Source organism: Pseudomonas sp. 34 E 7 (assembly GCF_900005715.1).
Classification (GTDB): domain Bacteria; phylum Pseudomonadota; class Gammaproteobacteria; order Pseudomonadales; family Pseudomonadaceae; genus Aquipseudomonas; species Aquipseudomonas orientalis_A.
In genome coordinates this window covers 32,000-47,079 of sequence record NZ_CVTX01000185.1, presented here as the reverse complement: position 1 = coordinate 47,079, position 15,080 = coordinate 32,000, and the positions used below count along the sequence as shown (strand labels likewise).

The 15,080-nt window shown below is 62.9% G+C and carries 11 protein-coding genes; 3 read left to right on the top strand and 8 right to left on the bottom strand.

Annotated features, from left to right (window positions below; all coding sequences use genetic code 11):
- Nucleotides 1-442: 442 nt before the first annotated feature.
- Nucleotides 443-2,860, top strand: a complete 2,418-nt coding sequence (locus BFP96_RS24930) for a glucose/quinate/shikimate family membrane-bound PQQ-dependent dehydrogenase (protein WP_065937208.1) — start codon at nucleotides 443-445, stop codon at nucleotides 2,858-2,860.
- Between the two features lie 116 nt (nucleotides 2,861-2,976).
- Here BFP96_RS24930 and BFP96_RS24925 read toward each other — a convergent pair whose 3' ends face one another.
- From BFP96_RS24925 to BFP96_RS24890, 8 genes are all read right to left on the bottom strand, one after another.
- Nucleotides 2,977-4,152 (bottom strand): ABC transporter substrate-binding protein, encoded by a 1,176-nt coding sequence (locus BFP96_RS24925; protein ID WP_065895717.1) that lies wholly within the window; start codon nucleotides 4,150-4,152, stop codon nucleotides 2,977-2,979.
- The gene (locus BFP96_RS24920) at nucleotides 4,149-5,123 is read right to left on the bottom strand and encodes a CobW family GTP-binding protein (protein WP_065937207.1); all 975 of its coding nucleotides are present in this window, start codon (nucleotides 5,121-5,123) and stop codon (nucleotides 4,149-4,151) included. Before BFP96_RS24920 ends, BFP96_RS24925 begins: the two co-directional genes overlap by 4 nt.
- 114 nt (nucleotides 5,124-5,237) lie before the next feature.
- The gene (locus BFP96_RS24915) at nucleotides 5,238-5,540 is read right to left on the bottom strand and encodes a hypothetical protein (RefSeq protein WP_065937206.1); all 303 of its coding nucleotides are present in this window, start codon (nucleotides 5,538-5,540) and stop codon (nucleotides 5,238-5,240) included.
- 13 nt (nucleotides 5,541-5,553) lie between these two features.
- Nucleotides 5,554-6,303 carry an SDR family NAD(P)-dependent oxidoreductase gene (locus BFP96_RS24910; protein ID WP_065894858.1) on the bottom strand — a complete coding sequence of 250 codons (750 nt, stop codon included), beginning with the start codon at nucleotides 6,301-6,303 and terminating at the stop codon, nucleotides 5,554-5,556.
- Between the two features lie 137 nt (nucleotides 6,304-6,440).
- Entirely contained in the window at nucleotides 6,441-7,202 is a 762-nt protein-coding gene (locus BFP96_RS24905) for an SDR family NAD(P)-dependent oxidoreductase (RefSeq protein ID WP_065885942.1), read from the bottom strand.
- Nucleotides 7,203-7,212: 10 nt separating this feature from the next.
- Complete coding sequence (locus tag BFP96_RS24900; RefSeq protein ID WP_065937205.1) at nucleotides 7,213-8,553, bottom strand: MFS transporter; 1,341 nt, start codon at nucleotides 8,551-8,553, stop codon at nucleotides 7,213-7,215.
- A gap of 143 nt (nucleotides 8,554-8,696) precedes the next feature.
- A complete protein-coding gene (locus BFP96_RS24895) occupies nucleotides 8,697-9,575 on the bottom strand; it encodes a polysaccharide deacetylase family protein (protein WP_065894856.1) in 879 nt (292 codons plus the stop codon).
- 11 nt (nucleotides 9,576-9,586) lie between these two features.
- Nucleotides 9,587-10,909: an amidase gene (locus BFP96_RS24890; RefSeq protein WP_065937204.1), complete on the bottom strand. Its 1,323-nt coding sequence runs from the start codon at nucleotides 10,907-10,909 to the stop codon at nucleotides 9,587-9,589.
- Nucleotides 10,910-11,243: 334 nt separating this feature from the next.
- Between BFP96_RS24890 and BFP96_RS24885 the strand changes: the two genes are divergently transcribed.
- Nucleotides 11,244-12,233: a GntR family transcriptional regulator gene (locus BFP96_RS24885; protein WP_065937203.1), complete on the top strand. Its 990-nt coding sequence runs from the start codon at nucleotides 11,244-11,246 to the stop codon at nucleotides 12,231-12,233.
- Nucleotides 12,234-12,390: 157 nt separating this feature from the next.
- Nucleotides 12,391-14,808: an endopeptidase La gene (lon, locus tag BFP96_RS24880; RefSeq protein WP_065894853.1), complete on the top strand. Its 2,418-nt coding sequence runs from the start codon at nucleotides 12,391-12,393 to the stop codon at nucleotides 14,806-14,808.
- The last annotated feature ends 272 nt before the right edge of the window (nucleotides 14,809-15,080 follow it).

Here is a 15,080-nt window from a genome sequence, read left to right as displayed (position 1 = left end):
TCCCCCTGTAGGAGCGAGCTTGCTCGCGAAAACCGTCAACGATAACGCGTGCTTCCTGAACACACGCGGCGCCAGTGGGTTTTTCGCGAGCAAGCTCGCTCCTACAAAGGCTATTCAGGCAGCGACTATCTGTCACTGTTACCAAATCTGAAATGATGCATCTTGCGATTCACCCTTTCTCAAAATGCCCCGCCGCATTATCCTTCGCAACAATCTGAAACGCCTCACCTCCCGGTCGACCCATTTTGCCGAATCTCCCTGTACGCAAAGACAGCGCTGTCTGAAATAGACCTGCGCATGGGGTGTTATTGCTTGCCTGTGGATAACCCGATTATCCACAGAAAAAACCAAAAAAAACGATGAACCAAGCCCGTGCCGAATCGTCATCTACAGTGAGTGAAGCACGGGGTTACATAATTCCAACGTAACGGAGAAACACACTATGAGCACTGATGGTGCCTCAAGCCCAAGCCGCCTGCTGCCCAGGTTGCTGGGCGTCTTGCTGCTGATCATGGGGCTGGCCTTGCTGGCCGGTGGGGTCAAGCTGAGCATGCTCGGCGGCTCGCTGTATTACCTGCTGGCCGGTATCGGCATCGCCCTGACCGGCGTATTGCTGCTGGCCACCCGCCGTGCTGCGCTGGGCCTGTACGCATTGGTGCTGTTCGCCAGCACCGTGTGGGCACTGTGGGAAGTGGGCCTTGACTGGTGGCAACTGGTGCCGCGCCTGGCCCTGCTGTTCGCCCTGGGCATCGTCATGTTGCTGCCGTGGTTTCGCCGTCCGTTGCTGCGTGGTCAGGCCGCGCCGCTGGGCACGGGCGCGCTGAGCGTAGCCGTGGTGCTGGCGGGCGCTACCGCTCTGGCCAGCCAGTTCACTAATCCAGGTGAAATGGTCAAGACCGGCCAACTCGACCGCGACGCGGTGCCTGGTATGGCCAGCGCTGCGCCGACCCAGGCCGACGGTGACTGGAATTCCTATGGCCGCTCGGCCTTCGGTGACCGTTACTCGCCACTGGCGCAGATCACCCCGGAAAACGCGCACAAGCTGGTGCCGGCATGGACCTTCCGTACCGGTGACATTCCCGGCGCGGGCGATCCCGGTGAAACCACCGCGGAAAACACCCCGCTGAAAGTCAACGGCATGCTGTACGTGTGCACCCCGCACAGCCAAGTGATTGCCCTGGACCCGGACACCGGCAAGGAAATCTGGCGTTTCGACCCGAAGATCACCACCCAGGGTGCTGAAAACTTCAAGGGTTGGGCACACATGACTTGCCGTGGCGTGTCGTACCACGACGACGCCGCCTATGCCTCCGAGCAGAGCCCGACCGGCAGCGCCAACCTCGCCGCCGCGCCGAACGCCTGCCCGAAACGCATCTTCGTGCCGACCGCCGACACCCGTCTGATCGCCCTGAACGCCGACACCGGCAAGATGTGCGAAGACTTCGGTGACAAAGGCCAGGTCGACCTGCGTGCTAACATCGGCAGCTTCGCCCCAGGCGGCTACTACTCCACCTCGCCACCGGCCGTGACCAAAAACCTGGTGGTCATCGGCGGTCACGTGACCGACAACGTTTCCACCGACGAGCCAAGCGGCGTGATCCGTGCGTTCGACGTGCACACCGGCAAGCTGGTGTGGAACTGGGACAGCGGCAACCCGGACGACACCACCCCGTTGGCCGAAGGCAAGACCTACACCCGCAACTCGCCGAACATGTGGTCCATGTTCGCCGTGGATGAAAAACTCGGCATGCTCTACCTGCCGATGGGCAACCAGATGCCCGATCAATACGGCGGCGACCGTACTGACGACTCGGAAAAATACGCTGCCGGCCTGACCGCCCTGGACATCGACAGCGGCCATGTGAAGTGGACCTTCCAGTTCACCCATCATGACCTGTGGGACATGGACGTGGGCGGCCAGCCGTCGCTGATCGATATCAAGACTGCTGACGGCGTCAAGCAAGCAGTGATGGCATCGACCAAGCAAGGCAGCATCTACGTGCTGGACCGCGCTACCGGCCAACCGGTCGTACCGATCAATGAAATCCCGGTGCCGCAGGGCGCTGTCGCGGGTGATCGTACATCGCCAACCCAGCCCAAGTCCGACCTGAACTTCATGCCACCGCCCCTCAAGGAGCGTGACATGTGGGGCGTGACGCCGTTCGACCAACTGATCTGCCGGATCGACTTCAAGTCGCTGCGCTACGACGGCCCGTTCACCCCGCCGTCGCTGCAAGGCTCGATCGTGTACCCAGGCAACTTCGGCGTGTTCGACTGGGGCGGCATTTCGGTTGACCCGGTGCGCCAGATCGCCTTCGTGAACCCGAGCTACATGGCGTTCAAATCGAAACTGATCCCGGCTGTCGACATCGCCAAGCAAGGCCCGCGCGTCAGCGAAACCCAAGGCGTACAGCCAAACAAAGGCGCGCCGTACGGCGTGATCCTCGAAGCGCTGCTGTCGCCAATGGGCCTGCCGTGCCAGGCACCCGCGTGGGGTTATTTGGCAGCGGTCGACCTGACCACCCACCAGACCATCTGGATGCACAAGAACGGCACCGTGCGTGACAGCTCGCCGATTCCGATCCCGTTGACCATGGGCGTGCCGAGCCTGGGCGGTACGTTCACCACCGCCGGTGGCGTTGCGTTCCTCAGCGGCACCCTGGACCAGTACCTGCGTGCCTATGACGTGAAAAACGGCAAGCAACTGTGGGAAGGCCGCCTGCCTGCAGGCGCGCAAACCACCCCGATGACCTACACCGGCAAGGACGGCAAGCAATACGTGCTGGTCGTGGCCGGCGGTCATGGCTCCCTGGGCACCAAGCAGGGTGACTACGTGATGGCGTTCAAACTGCCGGAATAAGCAAGACTGGCGGTATTAAAAAGGCGGTTACCTTCAACAGGTAACCGCCTTTTCTTTGCGCCGCTGAAGGCTCGTTCCCTTGCTCCGCGTGGGAATGCATCCCGTGACGCTGCGCGTCAGCCTCGCCGGGCCCGCATGAAATCCCCCCAGCGCCGCACAAGGTAGTTGTGCTCATCCATGACCGAATTCCATACCGCAATATGCCCCATGCGCTGTTCATAGGAGCCGCCGTCGCGCACTTCGCCAATATCGATCAGCGGCAGACCATCGCTTCCCGGCAGTTGCTCTCGCGCAGGCTTGCCCGCGTACCAGTAATCCCACTCCGCACGGTTCAAGTGATCGCGACTGCGCGCCGGATTACCGATGTAATAGCCCTGCCGAGCCATCACCGCCCCGGGCCAGCCCGACAGCCACCAATTCAAGTAAGCATAGGCCGCATCCAGCACCGCGCCCTGGGCATGGCGCGATAATGACAACCCACCAAACCAGGCCCGATAGCCTTCACGTGGCACCGCCAGGCGGTATTTCACCCCGGCGCGGTGCAGGCGCATCAAGGTCGGCGACCACAGGCTCTGGATATCGATGCTGGGGCTGAGCATCAATTGCGCGGCTTCTTCGTCATCGGACCAGAACGCCGCAAAGTGGCCTTCCTTCTGCTTGCGCACCAGGACGTCGGCCAGCAAATCGATCTCTTCGATGCTCATGTTGCCGATGTCCTTGAAGCTGGCCAGCCCTGCCCCCTGCACCGCCAAGGCGGCGTCCAGGGCGCCGATGGCGGCGTCGCTTTGCAAGGCCGTGCGCGCACGCCACGCGGGGTCCAACAGCCAGCCCCAGCTTTCATTGCCGTGGCAAAACCCGTCGGGCATACGCTCGGGACGGTAGGCAAAGCTGTCGGCATTGTGGGTCAGGGGCAGCATGCTGATGCGCTCGGTAACCGTGCTGCCCAGGCTGCCATCGTGCTGCACGAACAACCGCTCGCTGGGCACGCTGCCGCTGCCCAGGCGATCATCGGGCGACAGGCGTCCGCGCTTGGGCAGGTCATTGATCTCGTGCCACAACGCGACGCGCCGGGTGTCGATGGGTTGGATCGCCCGGGCCGGCCACACGAAATCGACATTGTGAAACCACTGGTCGTACAGGTCGTAGCTTTCGGGCTGCATCACCGCGATGCGCTGGGCCTGTTCGACGTCGTGCACCTGATACACCAGGCGGATACCCAGTTCCTGCTCGGCCCGCACGCGCAGGCATTCGAGCAAGGTGACCGACGTGCCGAGGACCCTCAACGTGATCATGCTGCGAACCGCCGCGAGAACACATCGAAGGAGCGGCGCAACAGCGCAGGGTCGAGGCCGCGCAGGATAAACACCAGGCGCGATTGCCGGTCGCTGCCCGGCCACGCAGGCAGATGCACCGGCGCATGCAGGCAGTGCTGCACGCCATGAATGACGATGGGGGTGTTACTGGCGTTCACGTTGAGCAGTCCTTTGACACGAAGGATTCGTTCGCCGTGGCATCTTAACAGCATCGACAACCACACCCCGAAACCGACCCAATCCAAAGGCTGGTCGAAGGTCAGGCTGCACACTTGCGCGGTGCCGTGGCTGGCCGTGGTGGCCTGATGCAACTGCCAGCGGCTGACTTCAATGGCCGGTTCGGCGCTGCGCAGGCCTTCGCCAAGCAGCAGTTGGTCGCCGCTGTGAATGGCATGGGTATCGAGGATCGGCGTGCCGGCATTGAGTGCCCGCAAATGTGCGCGCAGTGCCGTGCAGTCGCCCGCCAGATCGGTCTTGCTCACCAACACACGATCCGCCGCCGCCACCTGGGCCAGCCATTCCGGGTGCAGGCGTTCCTGCAGGACGGCGTGGCTGGCGTCCACCAGGGTAATCACCAGGCCGATGTGCAAACGCCCGCGCAGTTGCACGTCGTTATTCAAGGTGGCGAGGATGGGCGCCGGGTCGGCCAGGCCGGTGGTTTCCAGGATCACCCGCTTGAATGCCGGGATTTCACCGCGCTCGCGACGTTGCAGCAAGGTCAGCAGCGCCTCCTTCAGCTCGCCACGGATCGAGCAGCACACGCAACCGCTGGGCAGCAGCACCGTGTCCGGCGCGATGTCTTCCACCAGCAGATGGTCGATGCCGACGTCGCCGAATTCGTTGATCAGCAACGCGGTGTCGCCCAGGCTTTCATCCTGCAGCAGGCGCTTGAGCAAGGTGGTCTTGCCGCTGCCGAGAAAACCGGTGATGACGTTGAGAGCGATGCTCATTTCTTATACCTCCGCCCCTTGCAGGAGCGAGCTTGCTCGCGATGAACTCATGGACACCGCGCTTATCCAGGATGCACGCGTTATCGTTGACGTTTTTCGCGGGCAAGCCCGCTCCTACAGTGGGTTGCATTCCAAATGGTCGAGCAGTTTGGGATCGAGGGGATCCAACGGACGACCGAGCATGTCCTGGGCCGCCTGCCACAGCTGATCCAGGCCGCTGGCCAGGGCCTGTTTGCCGGTGGCGCCCAACAACAGATAGGACGCGCCCTGGAAGTCTTCGACCTTGAGCCGGAACACCGCCAGCACCTGGTTGATCGCCGCGATCCGGCGCAGGCGTTCGCGGCGGCTGGGCAGCTCGTCGCCCAGGGGGTCGCTCCAGTGCAGGTCTTCGCCGAGCAATCCGCAGAGTCCGCACATGACTACACCCCGCTCATGGCATGACATCGCCGGAATTCGGGCCCAGGGTCTGGCCGACAAACAGGTTGCCGCCGGGCTCGCTGGCCAGCAGCACCGCCGTCGGCGCCACTTCGTCAGCCAGCCCGAAGCGGCCCAGGGGCAGTTCCCTGGCCTTGGCACGCTTCCAGTCATCGCTGATGCCGCTGACCAATGGCGTCTCAATGGGGCCGGGGGCGATGGCGTTGACCAGCACATTGTCCTTGGCGACTTCCAGCGCCAGGGACTTGGTAAAGCCAATCACGCCGGCCTTGGCGGCGGCGTAATGCGTCAGTTCGGCGCCGCCCTTGATCCCCAGTTGCGAGGCGACATTGATGATCCGCCCCCAACGCTGCGCAACCATGTGCGGCAAGGCGCGCTGGCTGGCGACGAAGACGCTGGTGAGGTCGACGCGCAGCATGTCGTTCCACATCGCGATGGACACGTCGACGCAGCGCGCCTGGGTGAGCATGCCTGCGTTGTTGACCAGGATATCGATACCGCCCAAGTGCTCGACGCAACAGTCGACACTGGCCTGGGCGCCTTCGACGGTGCCGACGTCAGCCAGGCATTCGAACACCTCGGCACCGAGGTTGCGGCAGGTGATCGCGGTTTCGGCGAGGCTGGCGGCGTTGCGGTCGGCCAGCACCAGGCGTGCGCCTTCAGCGGCGTAGGCGCGGGCGATAGCGGCACCGATGCCGCTGCCGGCGCCGGTGATCACGGCGCGGCGGTGGGCGAGTTGGTTCATGTAGACGATCTCCCGAATAAACACAGTTCCAATGTGGGAGGGGGCTTGCCCCCGATGGCGATGGCTCAGAAAAACAACTGTGGCTGACCCACCGTCATCGGGGGCAAGCCCCCTCCCACATTTTTGAGCCAGTACAGTCAGTCAGGCCAGCGTACGGTCAGGCCACCATCAATTACGATGCTCTGCCCGGTCAGGTAACTCGATGCATCACTGGTTAAAAACTGCACCAATGAAGCCACTTCATCCGCGCGCCCTACCCGCCCCAGCGGAATCGCACGCGCTGCTTTCGCCAGGCCCTGCGGCCCCAGCGAGTTCTTCGCATCCAGCGACTGCGGCGTCTCGATCAACCCTGGAATTACCGCATTACAGCGTATGCCCTTTGCCGCCAACTCTACCGCCAACGAGCGGCACAACCCCGGCACGCCGGCCTTGGCGGCCGCGTAATGCGAATGCTCTTGCCAGCCATACACGCCTCCGGCAATCGACGAAATCGCCACCAACGCGCCGCCTTCGTGCATGTGCCGCGTCGCAGCGCGAAAGGTGCGCATGACCCCCGTCAGGTCGACATTGAGCATCTCGTCCCACAGCGCATCGGTCATCTCCAGCAACGGCGCGCGACGCAGCAACCCGGCGTTGGCCACGGCGTAATCCAGCCGACCAAAATGCTGCACGCCCTGCGCGGCCAGGGCATCCACCGAGGCGGTATCGCCCACGTCCAACGGCAACATCAGGCATTCGCCGCCGGCGGCCTGCACCAGGCTGACGGTGGCCTGCGGGTCATGGGGGTCCGCCGGGTAGTACCCGCCGACCACCGCCACACCGTGGCGCGCATAGGCCACGGCGAGGGCTTGGCCGATGCCGCTGGCGGCACCGGTAATCAAGGCAACTTTACGGCTCATCATTGACTCCTTACTGAACGGTTTCCGGACGCACATGGCGTGCGGCAAACATCAACAGGCCGGACAAGAAGCACGGCACGGCACCGAACCACAGTGCGGCGGTCTGCCAGTCACTGCCGGCGGACAGCACCTGGGTTGCACCAAAGCCTGCGACCACCGCACCAATCGGGCCCATGGCATGGATGATCGCGCCGCCGGTGGCGCGGATGCTGGTAGGGAAACTCTCGCTGATAAAGAACAGCGCCGCCGAATACGGCCCGATCAGGAAGAACAGGCCCAGGCTGTACAGCCCGACCACCATCGCCATATTGCTCGGGCCGAACAGCATCCCGGCGAACGACAGACCACCGAGCATCCAACCCAGGCCGATCACGTTGCGACGGCCGATCTTGTCGCCCATCCAGCCATGGCTCAAATAGCCGCAATAACCCACCAGGTTCGACAGCACGAGGATGATCAGCGAGTTCTCGAACGAGATGTGGTGCACGCTGACGATCACCGAAGTCCCCAGCACGCTGAACACCTGGATCGCCGCCCAGTTGAGCAACAACGCGGCGCCGATCACCAACGTGGCACGGCGAGCCGGCCCACGGAACGCGGCCTTGAGACCGGCCTTGCTGTGCTCGTCATAGTCCACGCCATAGGTCTGCGCTACGTTCTGCGCGTCGCTCACCGCGCCGCTTTTACGCAGCCGGCTGATGCGTTTGTGGATCTGGAACTGCGGGCTCTCCTTGAGCTTGCGCGCCATGATCGCGATCACGACAGCCGGGATCGCCGCAAAAACGAAGCAGCCCTGCCAGCCGATGATCGGCAGCAACAGCGCGGTCAACCCGGCGGCGATCAACGCGCCGACCGGCCAGCCGCCCTGCACCAGGCTGTAGATAAAGCCGCGACGCTTGGTCAACCGCGGATCTTCCGAGGCGCCGTACAGCTCGGTCAGATAGGTGGCGTTGACGGTTTCCTCGGCATAGCCCAGGCCGCCCAGCGAACGGATCAGGATCAGCGGCGATTTGCCCCACGCCCCGCCTATCGCAGTCAGCGCCGAGCACAACGCGGAACCGGCTACGGTGAAGATAATCCCTTTGCGTCGCCCCAGCTTGTCCACGATCGGTCCGATGGCCAGGGCGACCACGGCGGTGCCGACCGCCACCCAGGTCGCGATCTCGGCCTGCTCCACTTCACCCCATCCAAAGTGCCGGCCAATCTCCGGTAGCAGGGTGCCGAACAGGATGAAGTCGTACACCGCAAACACCCAGGCGAAAAACGCGATCCAGGTGGCGAAGCGCACCTCCCGGGAAGTCAGCTGCCGGGGTTTCCAGCCAGTCAGGTCAAGCTTGTTGTAGATGGACATAGATCGCGCCTCAAGGGGATGGGTGGACCCTGTAGGAGCGAGCTTGCTCGCGAAAATCGTCAACGATGACGCGGGCATCCTGGATGCACGCGGCGCTCTCTGGTTCTTCGCGAGCAAGCTCGCTCCTGCAGGGTGACGCTGGTTCAGGTACGCGGCTGGCGGCGGATGAAGTCATCGGCAATTTCGTCAAAGGTGACGAAGCGCACGCCGGCATGGCTCTGGATGTGTTCGATCAGACGCTCGAGCATCAGCAGCACTTGCGGGCGGCCGGACACGTCGGGGTGGATGGTCATGGTGAACACGGCGTGTTCGTGTTCGCGGTAGACCCAGTCGAACTGGTCGCGCCACATTTCTTCCAGGTGACGCGGGTTGACGAACCCGTGGCTGTTGGGGGCTTTCTTGATGAACATCATCGGCGGCAGGTCGTCGAGGTACCAGTTGGCCGGGATCTCCACCAGGTCGGTTTCTTCGCCGCGCACCAGGGGCTTCATCCAGGTATCGGGGTGCTGGCTGTAGTCGATCCTGGTCCAGGTATCGCCCTTGCGCACGTAGTAAGGGTGAAAGTCGTTGTGCATCAGGCTGTGGTCGTACTTGATGCCTTTTTTCAGCAGCAGTTCGTTGGTGACCTTGCTGAACTCCCACCACGGCGCCACGTAGCCGGTGGGGCGCTTGCCGGTGACCTGGGTGATCAGTTCGATGGACTTGTCGAGAACGATTTCTTCCTGCTCGGCGGTCATCGCGATCGGGTTTTCGTGGCTGTAGCCGTGCACGCCGATCTCGTGGCCGGCGTCGGCCACGGCCTTCATCTGCTCGGGGAAGGTTTCCATCGAGTGACCGGGGATAAACCAGGTGGTGCGCAGGCCGTAGCGTTCGAACAGTTTGAGCAGGCGTGGCGCGCCGATTTCACCGGCGAACAGGCCGCGGGAGATGTCGTCCGGCGAGTCTTCACCGCCGTAGGAACCGAGCCAGCCGGCCACGGCGTCAACGTCGACGCCAAATGCACAGAGGATGTCTTTAGCCATGGTGTGTCTCCTTAAATTGTCATTACGGATTCAACGCACAACGCTGCGCGCAGCAGGCGTGCGTCTTCTCCCGTCGGGACGCTGAGCAGCAACCCGGTGGGCAGCCCCTGGGCATCGCAGCCGCTGGGCAGGGTCACGCCCGGCATGTCGAGCAAACTGCCGGGCATGGTCAAGCGCAGGGTGGCGAGGTTGGTTTGAACGAACAGGTCATCGTCAGCTTCAAGCGCGGCTAACGGCGGGGCCACGTGGGCAACGGTCGGCGTAATCAGGACGGCGCCGTCGAGGTCTTCGATCAGTTGCTGTTGCAGGCGGCGGCGGGTGTCGGTCAGGTGAATCAGTTGGCTGGCCGGCAGTGAGCGCGCGGCTTCAAGGCGGCGGCGCACGCGAGGGTCGAGCCGGTCGGCGTCGGGGCTGTCGAGCAACGCCTGGTGCAGGGCGAAGGCTTCGAAGGCGCCGAGCCAGCCATGGTCTTTGATCAGCTCCAGCGTCGCCTGGAAGGCCGGGCATTCGCGCTCTTCGACCAGCGCGCCGTGGGCCTTGAGCTGCTCCACCGCGCGCAGCAGGTTGTTGCGCACGGCGGGTTCGACCTTCTGCTGCGCCAGCACGAAACGCTGGCCCTTGAGGCTGCGGGCGACGTGGCTGTGGCTGCGGCCATGCAGCAAGTCGTCGATGGCCAGGGCGTCACGCACGCTGCGGCTTATCGGGCCGAGGCTGTCGAGGCTGTGGGCCAGTGGAAACACGCCGTCGCGGCTGTAGCGCCGGCTGCTGCTGCGGTAACCCACCAGGCCGTTGAACGCCGAGGGGACGCGGATGGACCCGGCGGTGTCGGTGCCCATGGCGATGGGCACGATGCCGGCGGCAACGGCCACGGCCGACCCCGAGGAAGATCCGCCGGGGATGCGCGGTTGATCCTTGCCATGGGGATTGTGCGGCGTGCCGAAATGGGGGTTCAGGCCCAGGCCGGAATAGGCCAGTTCGCTGAGGTTGGTCTTGCCGACGCTGACCATTCCGGCACGACACAGCAGGCCGACGGTGGGTGCATCGAGCAACGCGACGGGCGCATGGCGGCGGTAGGCGGCGCCCGCCGTGGTGATGCTGCCGGCCACGTCGAACAGGTCCTTCCAGGCCAGCGGCACGCCATCGAATATGCTCAGCGGCTGGCCGGCGCGCCAACGTGCGGCAGAGGCTTGGGCTTCACGACGGGCGCGCTCGGGCGTCAGGCTGATGAATACCGACGGGACCTGGCTGGCTTTGTCGAGTGCCTGTTCGAGGGCTTGCACCGGGTCGCTGCGACCACTGGCGAAGTCCTCGGCCATTGAAGTGGCGTCTGACATCAGGATGACCCTCGCAAACGTACATATTAATAAAATGTACATTTTATAAAGGCAGCTTTCGTGCCAGTCTGTGCTCAACGAATTTTGCGCAGACAGCTTTTTTCGGCCAGAACCGCGAGGTAGAGGGTATTTGACGAGGTAAAAAATCTGGGCAGGCGGTAACTCATGCGTTTCAACGAAATAATGTACTTTTTATTAATAAGTACATTTTGGTGCAGAAAAGTAACAGGTCAACTTTCTAAGCCCCAAAAACGTGCCGCCGACGTGGCGCAGAGTGACAGGCGCATCTATGAGAGAATCCCCGGTCAACGGTCCCTCCACCTCTGAGAACGCAATGAAAGCAGTGTCCGCCTCGGCCTCCCGTTACGCGATGATTCACAAAGTGATGCGCGACGCGATCGTCAACGGCACCGCCCGCCATGGGCTGGTGTTGCTCGAAGCGCCGCTGGCCGAGTTGTTCGGCACCAGCCGCGTGCCGGTGCGCAAGGCCCTCGACCTGCTGCATGACGAAGGCTTGATCTGCCGCTTCAACGGCCGGGGCTACCTGATCAATCCGCAAGGCCTGGCCATGGAGCCGTTGCGCCTGCCCCTGAGCCATGCCCACCTGGGTCTTAACGGCGAGGACGAGTTGGTGGACACGCGGCCGCTGGGCGAACGCATCGTCGAGGAAATCGGCGCGGCGTTGTCCACCTGCATTGCCTTCGGCCACTACCGCCTGGACGAGCAAGCCGCCGCCGACCACTACGGCGTCAGCCGCGCGGTAGTGCGTGAAGCGCTGATGCGCCTGCGCGACCGTGGCCTGGTGGAAAAAGAGCCCTACTCCCAATGGCTGGCCGGGCCTTTGACCGCGCGGGAAGTCACCGAAGACTACGAACTGCGCGCCTGCCTTGAGCCCGAAGCCCTGCGCCAGAGCGCGCCCAACCTCGATCGCGAGCTGCTTGAAGCCATGCTGCAACGCGTGCTGGACGCCCAGGACAGTGCGCAGTGCAGCCTGGAGGCCATCGAGCAGATCGAGGAAGACCTGCACCAACGCTGCCTGGCCGGCCTGCAGAATCGCAAGATCGCGGCGCTGATTCGACAGGGGCAGAGCCCGATGATCATCAGTCGGATTTTTTATCGGTTGCTGGGGATTGGCGCCGACCCGGCGATGTTGGCCGAACATCGACTGATTCTGGAGTTGCTGCTGCACGGTGCGTTTGATGCGGCGGCGCTGAATCTGCGTGAGCATTTGCAAAGGGCCAGTCAAAGGATGTTGCAGCGGTTGAAAGTGTTGTCGGTGCTGCCCGAACAACCGCTGCCCGCCTACCTGCACAAAATCAGCTGACCCAACACAGACCAAATGTGGCAGGGGGCTCCCCCTCCCACACGACGCCAGCGTCGTTCTAAAAATTTCATGCAATATGTTGCTATCTCACCCCCACCATTGAAACCACCACTGCCCTGCCCCATCTAAGCACCATACTTCCTGATGCAGGTGCCCCATGAGCGACCAGCAAGACATCCCTGATTACGACCTGAACGACTACGCCGACCCAGAAAACGCTGAATCCTCGTCCAACACCGGCCTGGCCCTGCCCGGGCAGAACCTGCCGGACAAGGTCTACATCATCCCGATCCACAACCGGCCGTTTTTCCCGGCGCAAGTGTTGCCGGTGATCGTCAACGAAGAGCCCTGGGCCGAAACCCTGGAACTGGTGAGCAAATCCGACCACCACTCCCTCGCCCTGTTTTTCATGGACACACCGCCCGAAGACCCGCGCCACTTCGACACCTCGGCGCTGCCGCTGTACGGCACGCTGGTCAAGGTGCACCACGCCAGCCGCGAGAACGGCAAACTGCAATTCGTGGCCCAGGGCCTGACCCGCGTGCGCATCAAGACCTGGCTCAAGCATCACCGCCCGCCGTACCTGGTGGAAGTGGAATACCCGCACCAGCCGAGCGAGCCGACCGACGAGGTCAAGGCCTACGGCATGGCGCTGATCAATGCGATCAAGGAACTGTTGCCGCTCAACCCGCTGTACAGCGAAGAGTTGAAGAACTACCTCAACCGCTTCAGCCCCAACGACCCGTCGCCGCTCACCGACTTCGCCGCCGCGCTGACCTCGGCCACCGGTAACGAGTTGCAGGAAGTGCTCGATTGCGTGCCCATGCTCAAGCGCATGGAGAAAGTGCTGCCGATGCTGCGCAAAGAGGTCGAAGTCGCGCGCCTGCAGAAAGAGCTGTCCGCCGAAGTGAACCGCAAGATCGGCGAGCACCAGCGCGAGTTTTTCCTCAAGGAACAGCTCAAGGTCATCCAGCAGGAGCTGGGCCTGACTAAGGACGACCGCAGCGCCGACGTCGAACAGTTCGAGCAGCGCCTGGAAGGCAAGGTGCTGCCGGCCCAGGCGAAAAAACGCATCGACGAAGAACTCAACAAGCTGTCGATCCTCGAGACCGGTTCGCCGGAATACGCAGTGACGCGCAATTACCTGGACTGGGCCACCTCGGTACCCTGGGGCGTGTATGGCGAAGACAAACTCGACCTGAAACACGCGCGCAAGGTGCTGGACAAGCATCATGCGGGCCTGGACGACATCAAGAGCCGTATCCTCGAATTCCTCGCGGTGGGCGCCTATAAAGGCGAAGTCGCCGGTTCCATCGTGCTGCTGGTGGGCCCGCCGGGCGTGGGCAAGACCAGCGTGGGTAAATCCATCGCCGAATCCCTGGGCCGGCCGTTCTACCGCTTCAGTGTCGGCGGCATGCGTGATGAGGCCGAGATCAAGGGCCATCGCCGCACCTACATCGGCGCCCTGCCCGGCAAGCTGGTGCAGGCGCTCAAGGACGTGGAGGTGATGAATCCGGTAATCATGCTCGACGAGATCGACAAGATGGGCCAGAGCTTCCAGGGCGACCCGGCGTCGGCACTGCTCGAAACCCTCGACCCGGAACAGAACGTCGAATTCCTCGACCACTACCTGGACCTGCGCCTGGACCTGTCCAAGGTACTGTTCGTGTGCACCGCCAACACCCTGGACTCGATTCCCGGCCCGCTGCTCGACCGTATGGAAGTGATTCGCCTGTCGGGCTATATCACCGAAGAAAAAGTCGCCATCGCCAAGCGCCACCTGTGGCCCAAGCAACTGGAAAAAGCCGGCGTCTCGAAAAACAGCCTGAGCATCAGCGACGGCGCCTTGCGTGCGCTGATCGACGGCTATGCGCGGGAAGCCGGTGTGCGCCAGTTGGAAAAGCAACTGGGCAAACTGGTGCGCAAGGCGGTGGTCAAGCTGCTGGATGAGCCGAACTCGGTGATCAAGATCGGCAACAAGGACCTGGAAAACTCCCTGGGCATGCCGGTATTTCGCAATGAACAAGTGCTGTCCGGCACCGGCGTGATTACCGGCCTGGCCTGGACCAGCATGGGCGGCGCTACCTTGCCGATCGAAGCGACGCGCATCCACACGCTCAATCGCGGCTTCAAACTCACCGGGCAGTTGGGTGAAGTGATGAAGGAGTCCGCAGAAATCGCCTACAGCTTCATCAGCTCGAACCTGAAGTCGTTTGGCGGTGACCCGAAGTTCTTCGACGAAGCCTTCGTCCACCTGCACGTGCCGGAAGGTGCCACGCCCAAAGACGGCCCGAGCGCCGGTGTGACCATGGCCAGCGCGTTGCTGTCACTGGCACGCAACCAGCCGCCAAAGAAAGGCGTAGCCATGACCGGCGAACTGACCCTGACCGGGCATGTGCTGCCGATTGGCGGAGTACGCGAAAAAGTCATCGCGGCGCGGCGCCAGAAGATTCACGAACTGATCCTGCCGGAGCCCAACCGTGGCAGCTTTGAAGAGCTGCCGGAGTACCTGAAGGAAGGCATGACCGTGCACTTTGCCAAGCGCTTTGCGGATGTGGCGAAGGTGCTCTTCTGACAGTTATGCAGTGCCTGAGCGGGCCTCATCGGGGGCAAGCCCCCTCCCACATTTTGACCGGATTTCAAAGGATGTACTCGGTCAAGTGTGGGAGGGGGCTTGCTCCCGATGAGCATAGGTATCTACAACTCTGCAGCGCCCAAACGTAACCACGATGCGAAGCGAGTCGCTCTTGATCTTGATCTTAGGCGCCCCGTTAAACCACGCTGGCCGAACGCAGGCTTGAATCCGTGGGCAACCCGGCAGGACGCCGGGTTAGCCGCCCCGCGCCA

Bases quoted from the DNA above. Each gene is read 5' to 3' on its own strand.
- BFP96_RS24930 (WP_065937208.1), top strand. From the start codon at position 443: ATGAGCACTGATGGTGCCTCAAGCCCAAGCCGCCTGCTGCCCAGGTTG.
- BFP96_RS24925 (WP_065895717.1), bottom strand. From the start codon at position 4,152: ATGATCACGTTGAGGGTCCTCGGCACGTCGGTCACCTTGCTCGAATGC.
- BFP96_RS24920 (WP_065937207.1), bottom strand. From the start codon at position 5,123: ATGAGCATCGCTCTCAACGTCATCACCGGTTTTCTCGGCAGCGGCAAG.
- BFP96_RS24915 (WP_065937206.1), bottom strand. From the start codon at position 5,540: ATGTGCGGACTCTGCGGATTGCTCGGCGAAGACCTGCACTGGAGCGAC.
- BFP96_RS24910 (WP_065894858.1), bottom strand. From the start codon at position 6,303: ATGAACCAACTCGCCCACCGCCGCGCCGTGATCACCGGCGCCGGCAGC.
- BFP96_RS24905 (WP_065885942.1), bottom strand. From the start codon at position 7,202: ATGAGCCGTAAAGTTGCCTTGATTACCGGTGCCGCCAGCGGCATCGGC.
- BFP96_RS24900 (WP_065937205.1), bottom strand. From the start codon at position 8,553: ATGTCCATCTACAACAAGCTTGACCTGACTGGCTGGAAACCCCGGCAG.
- BFP96_RS24895 (WP_065894856.1), bottom strand. From the start codon at position 9,575: ATGGCTAAAGACATCCTCTGTGCATTTGGCGTCGACGTTGACGCCGTG.
- BFP96_RS24890 (WP_065937204.1), bottom strand. From the start codon at position 10,909: ATGTCAGACGCCACTTCAATGGCCGAGGACTTCGCCAGTGGTCGCAGC.
- BFP96_RS24885 (WP_065937203.1), top strand. From the start codon at position 11,244: ATGAAAGCAGTGTCCGCCTCGGCCTCCCGTTACGCGATGATTCACAAA.
- lon (WP_065894853.1), top strand. From the start codon at position 12,391: ATGAGCGACCAGCAAGACATCCCTGATTACGACCTGAACGACTACGCC.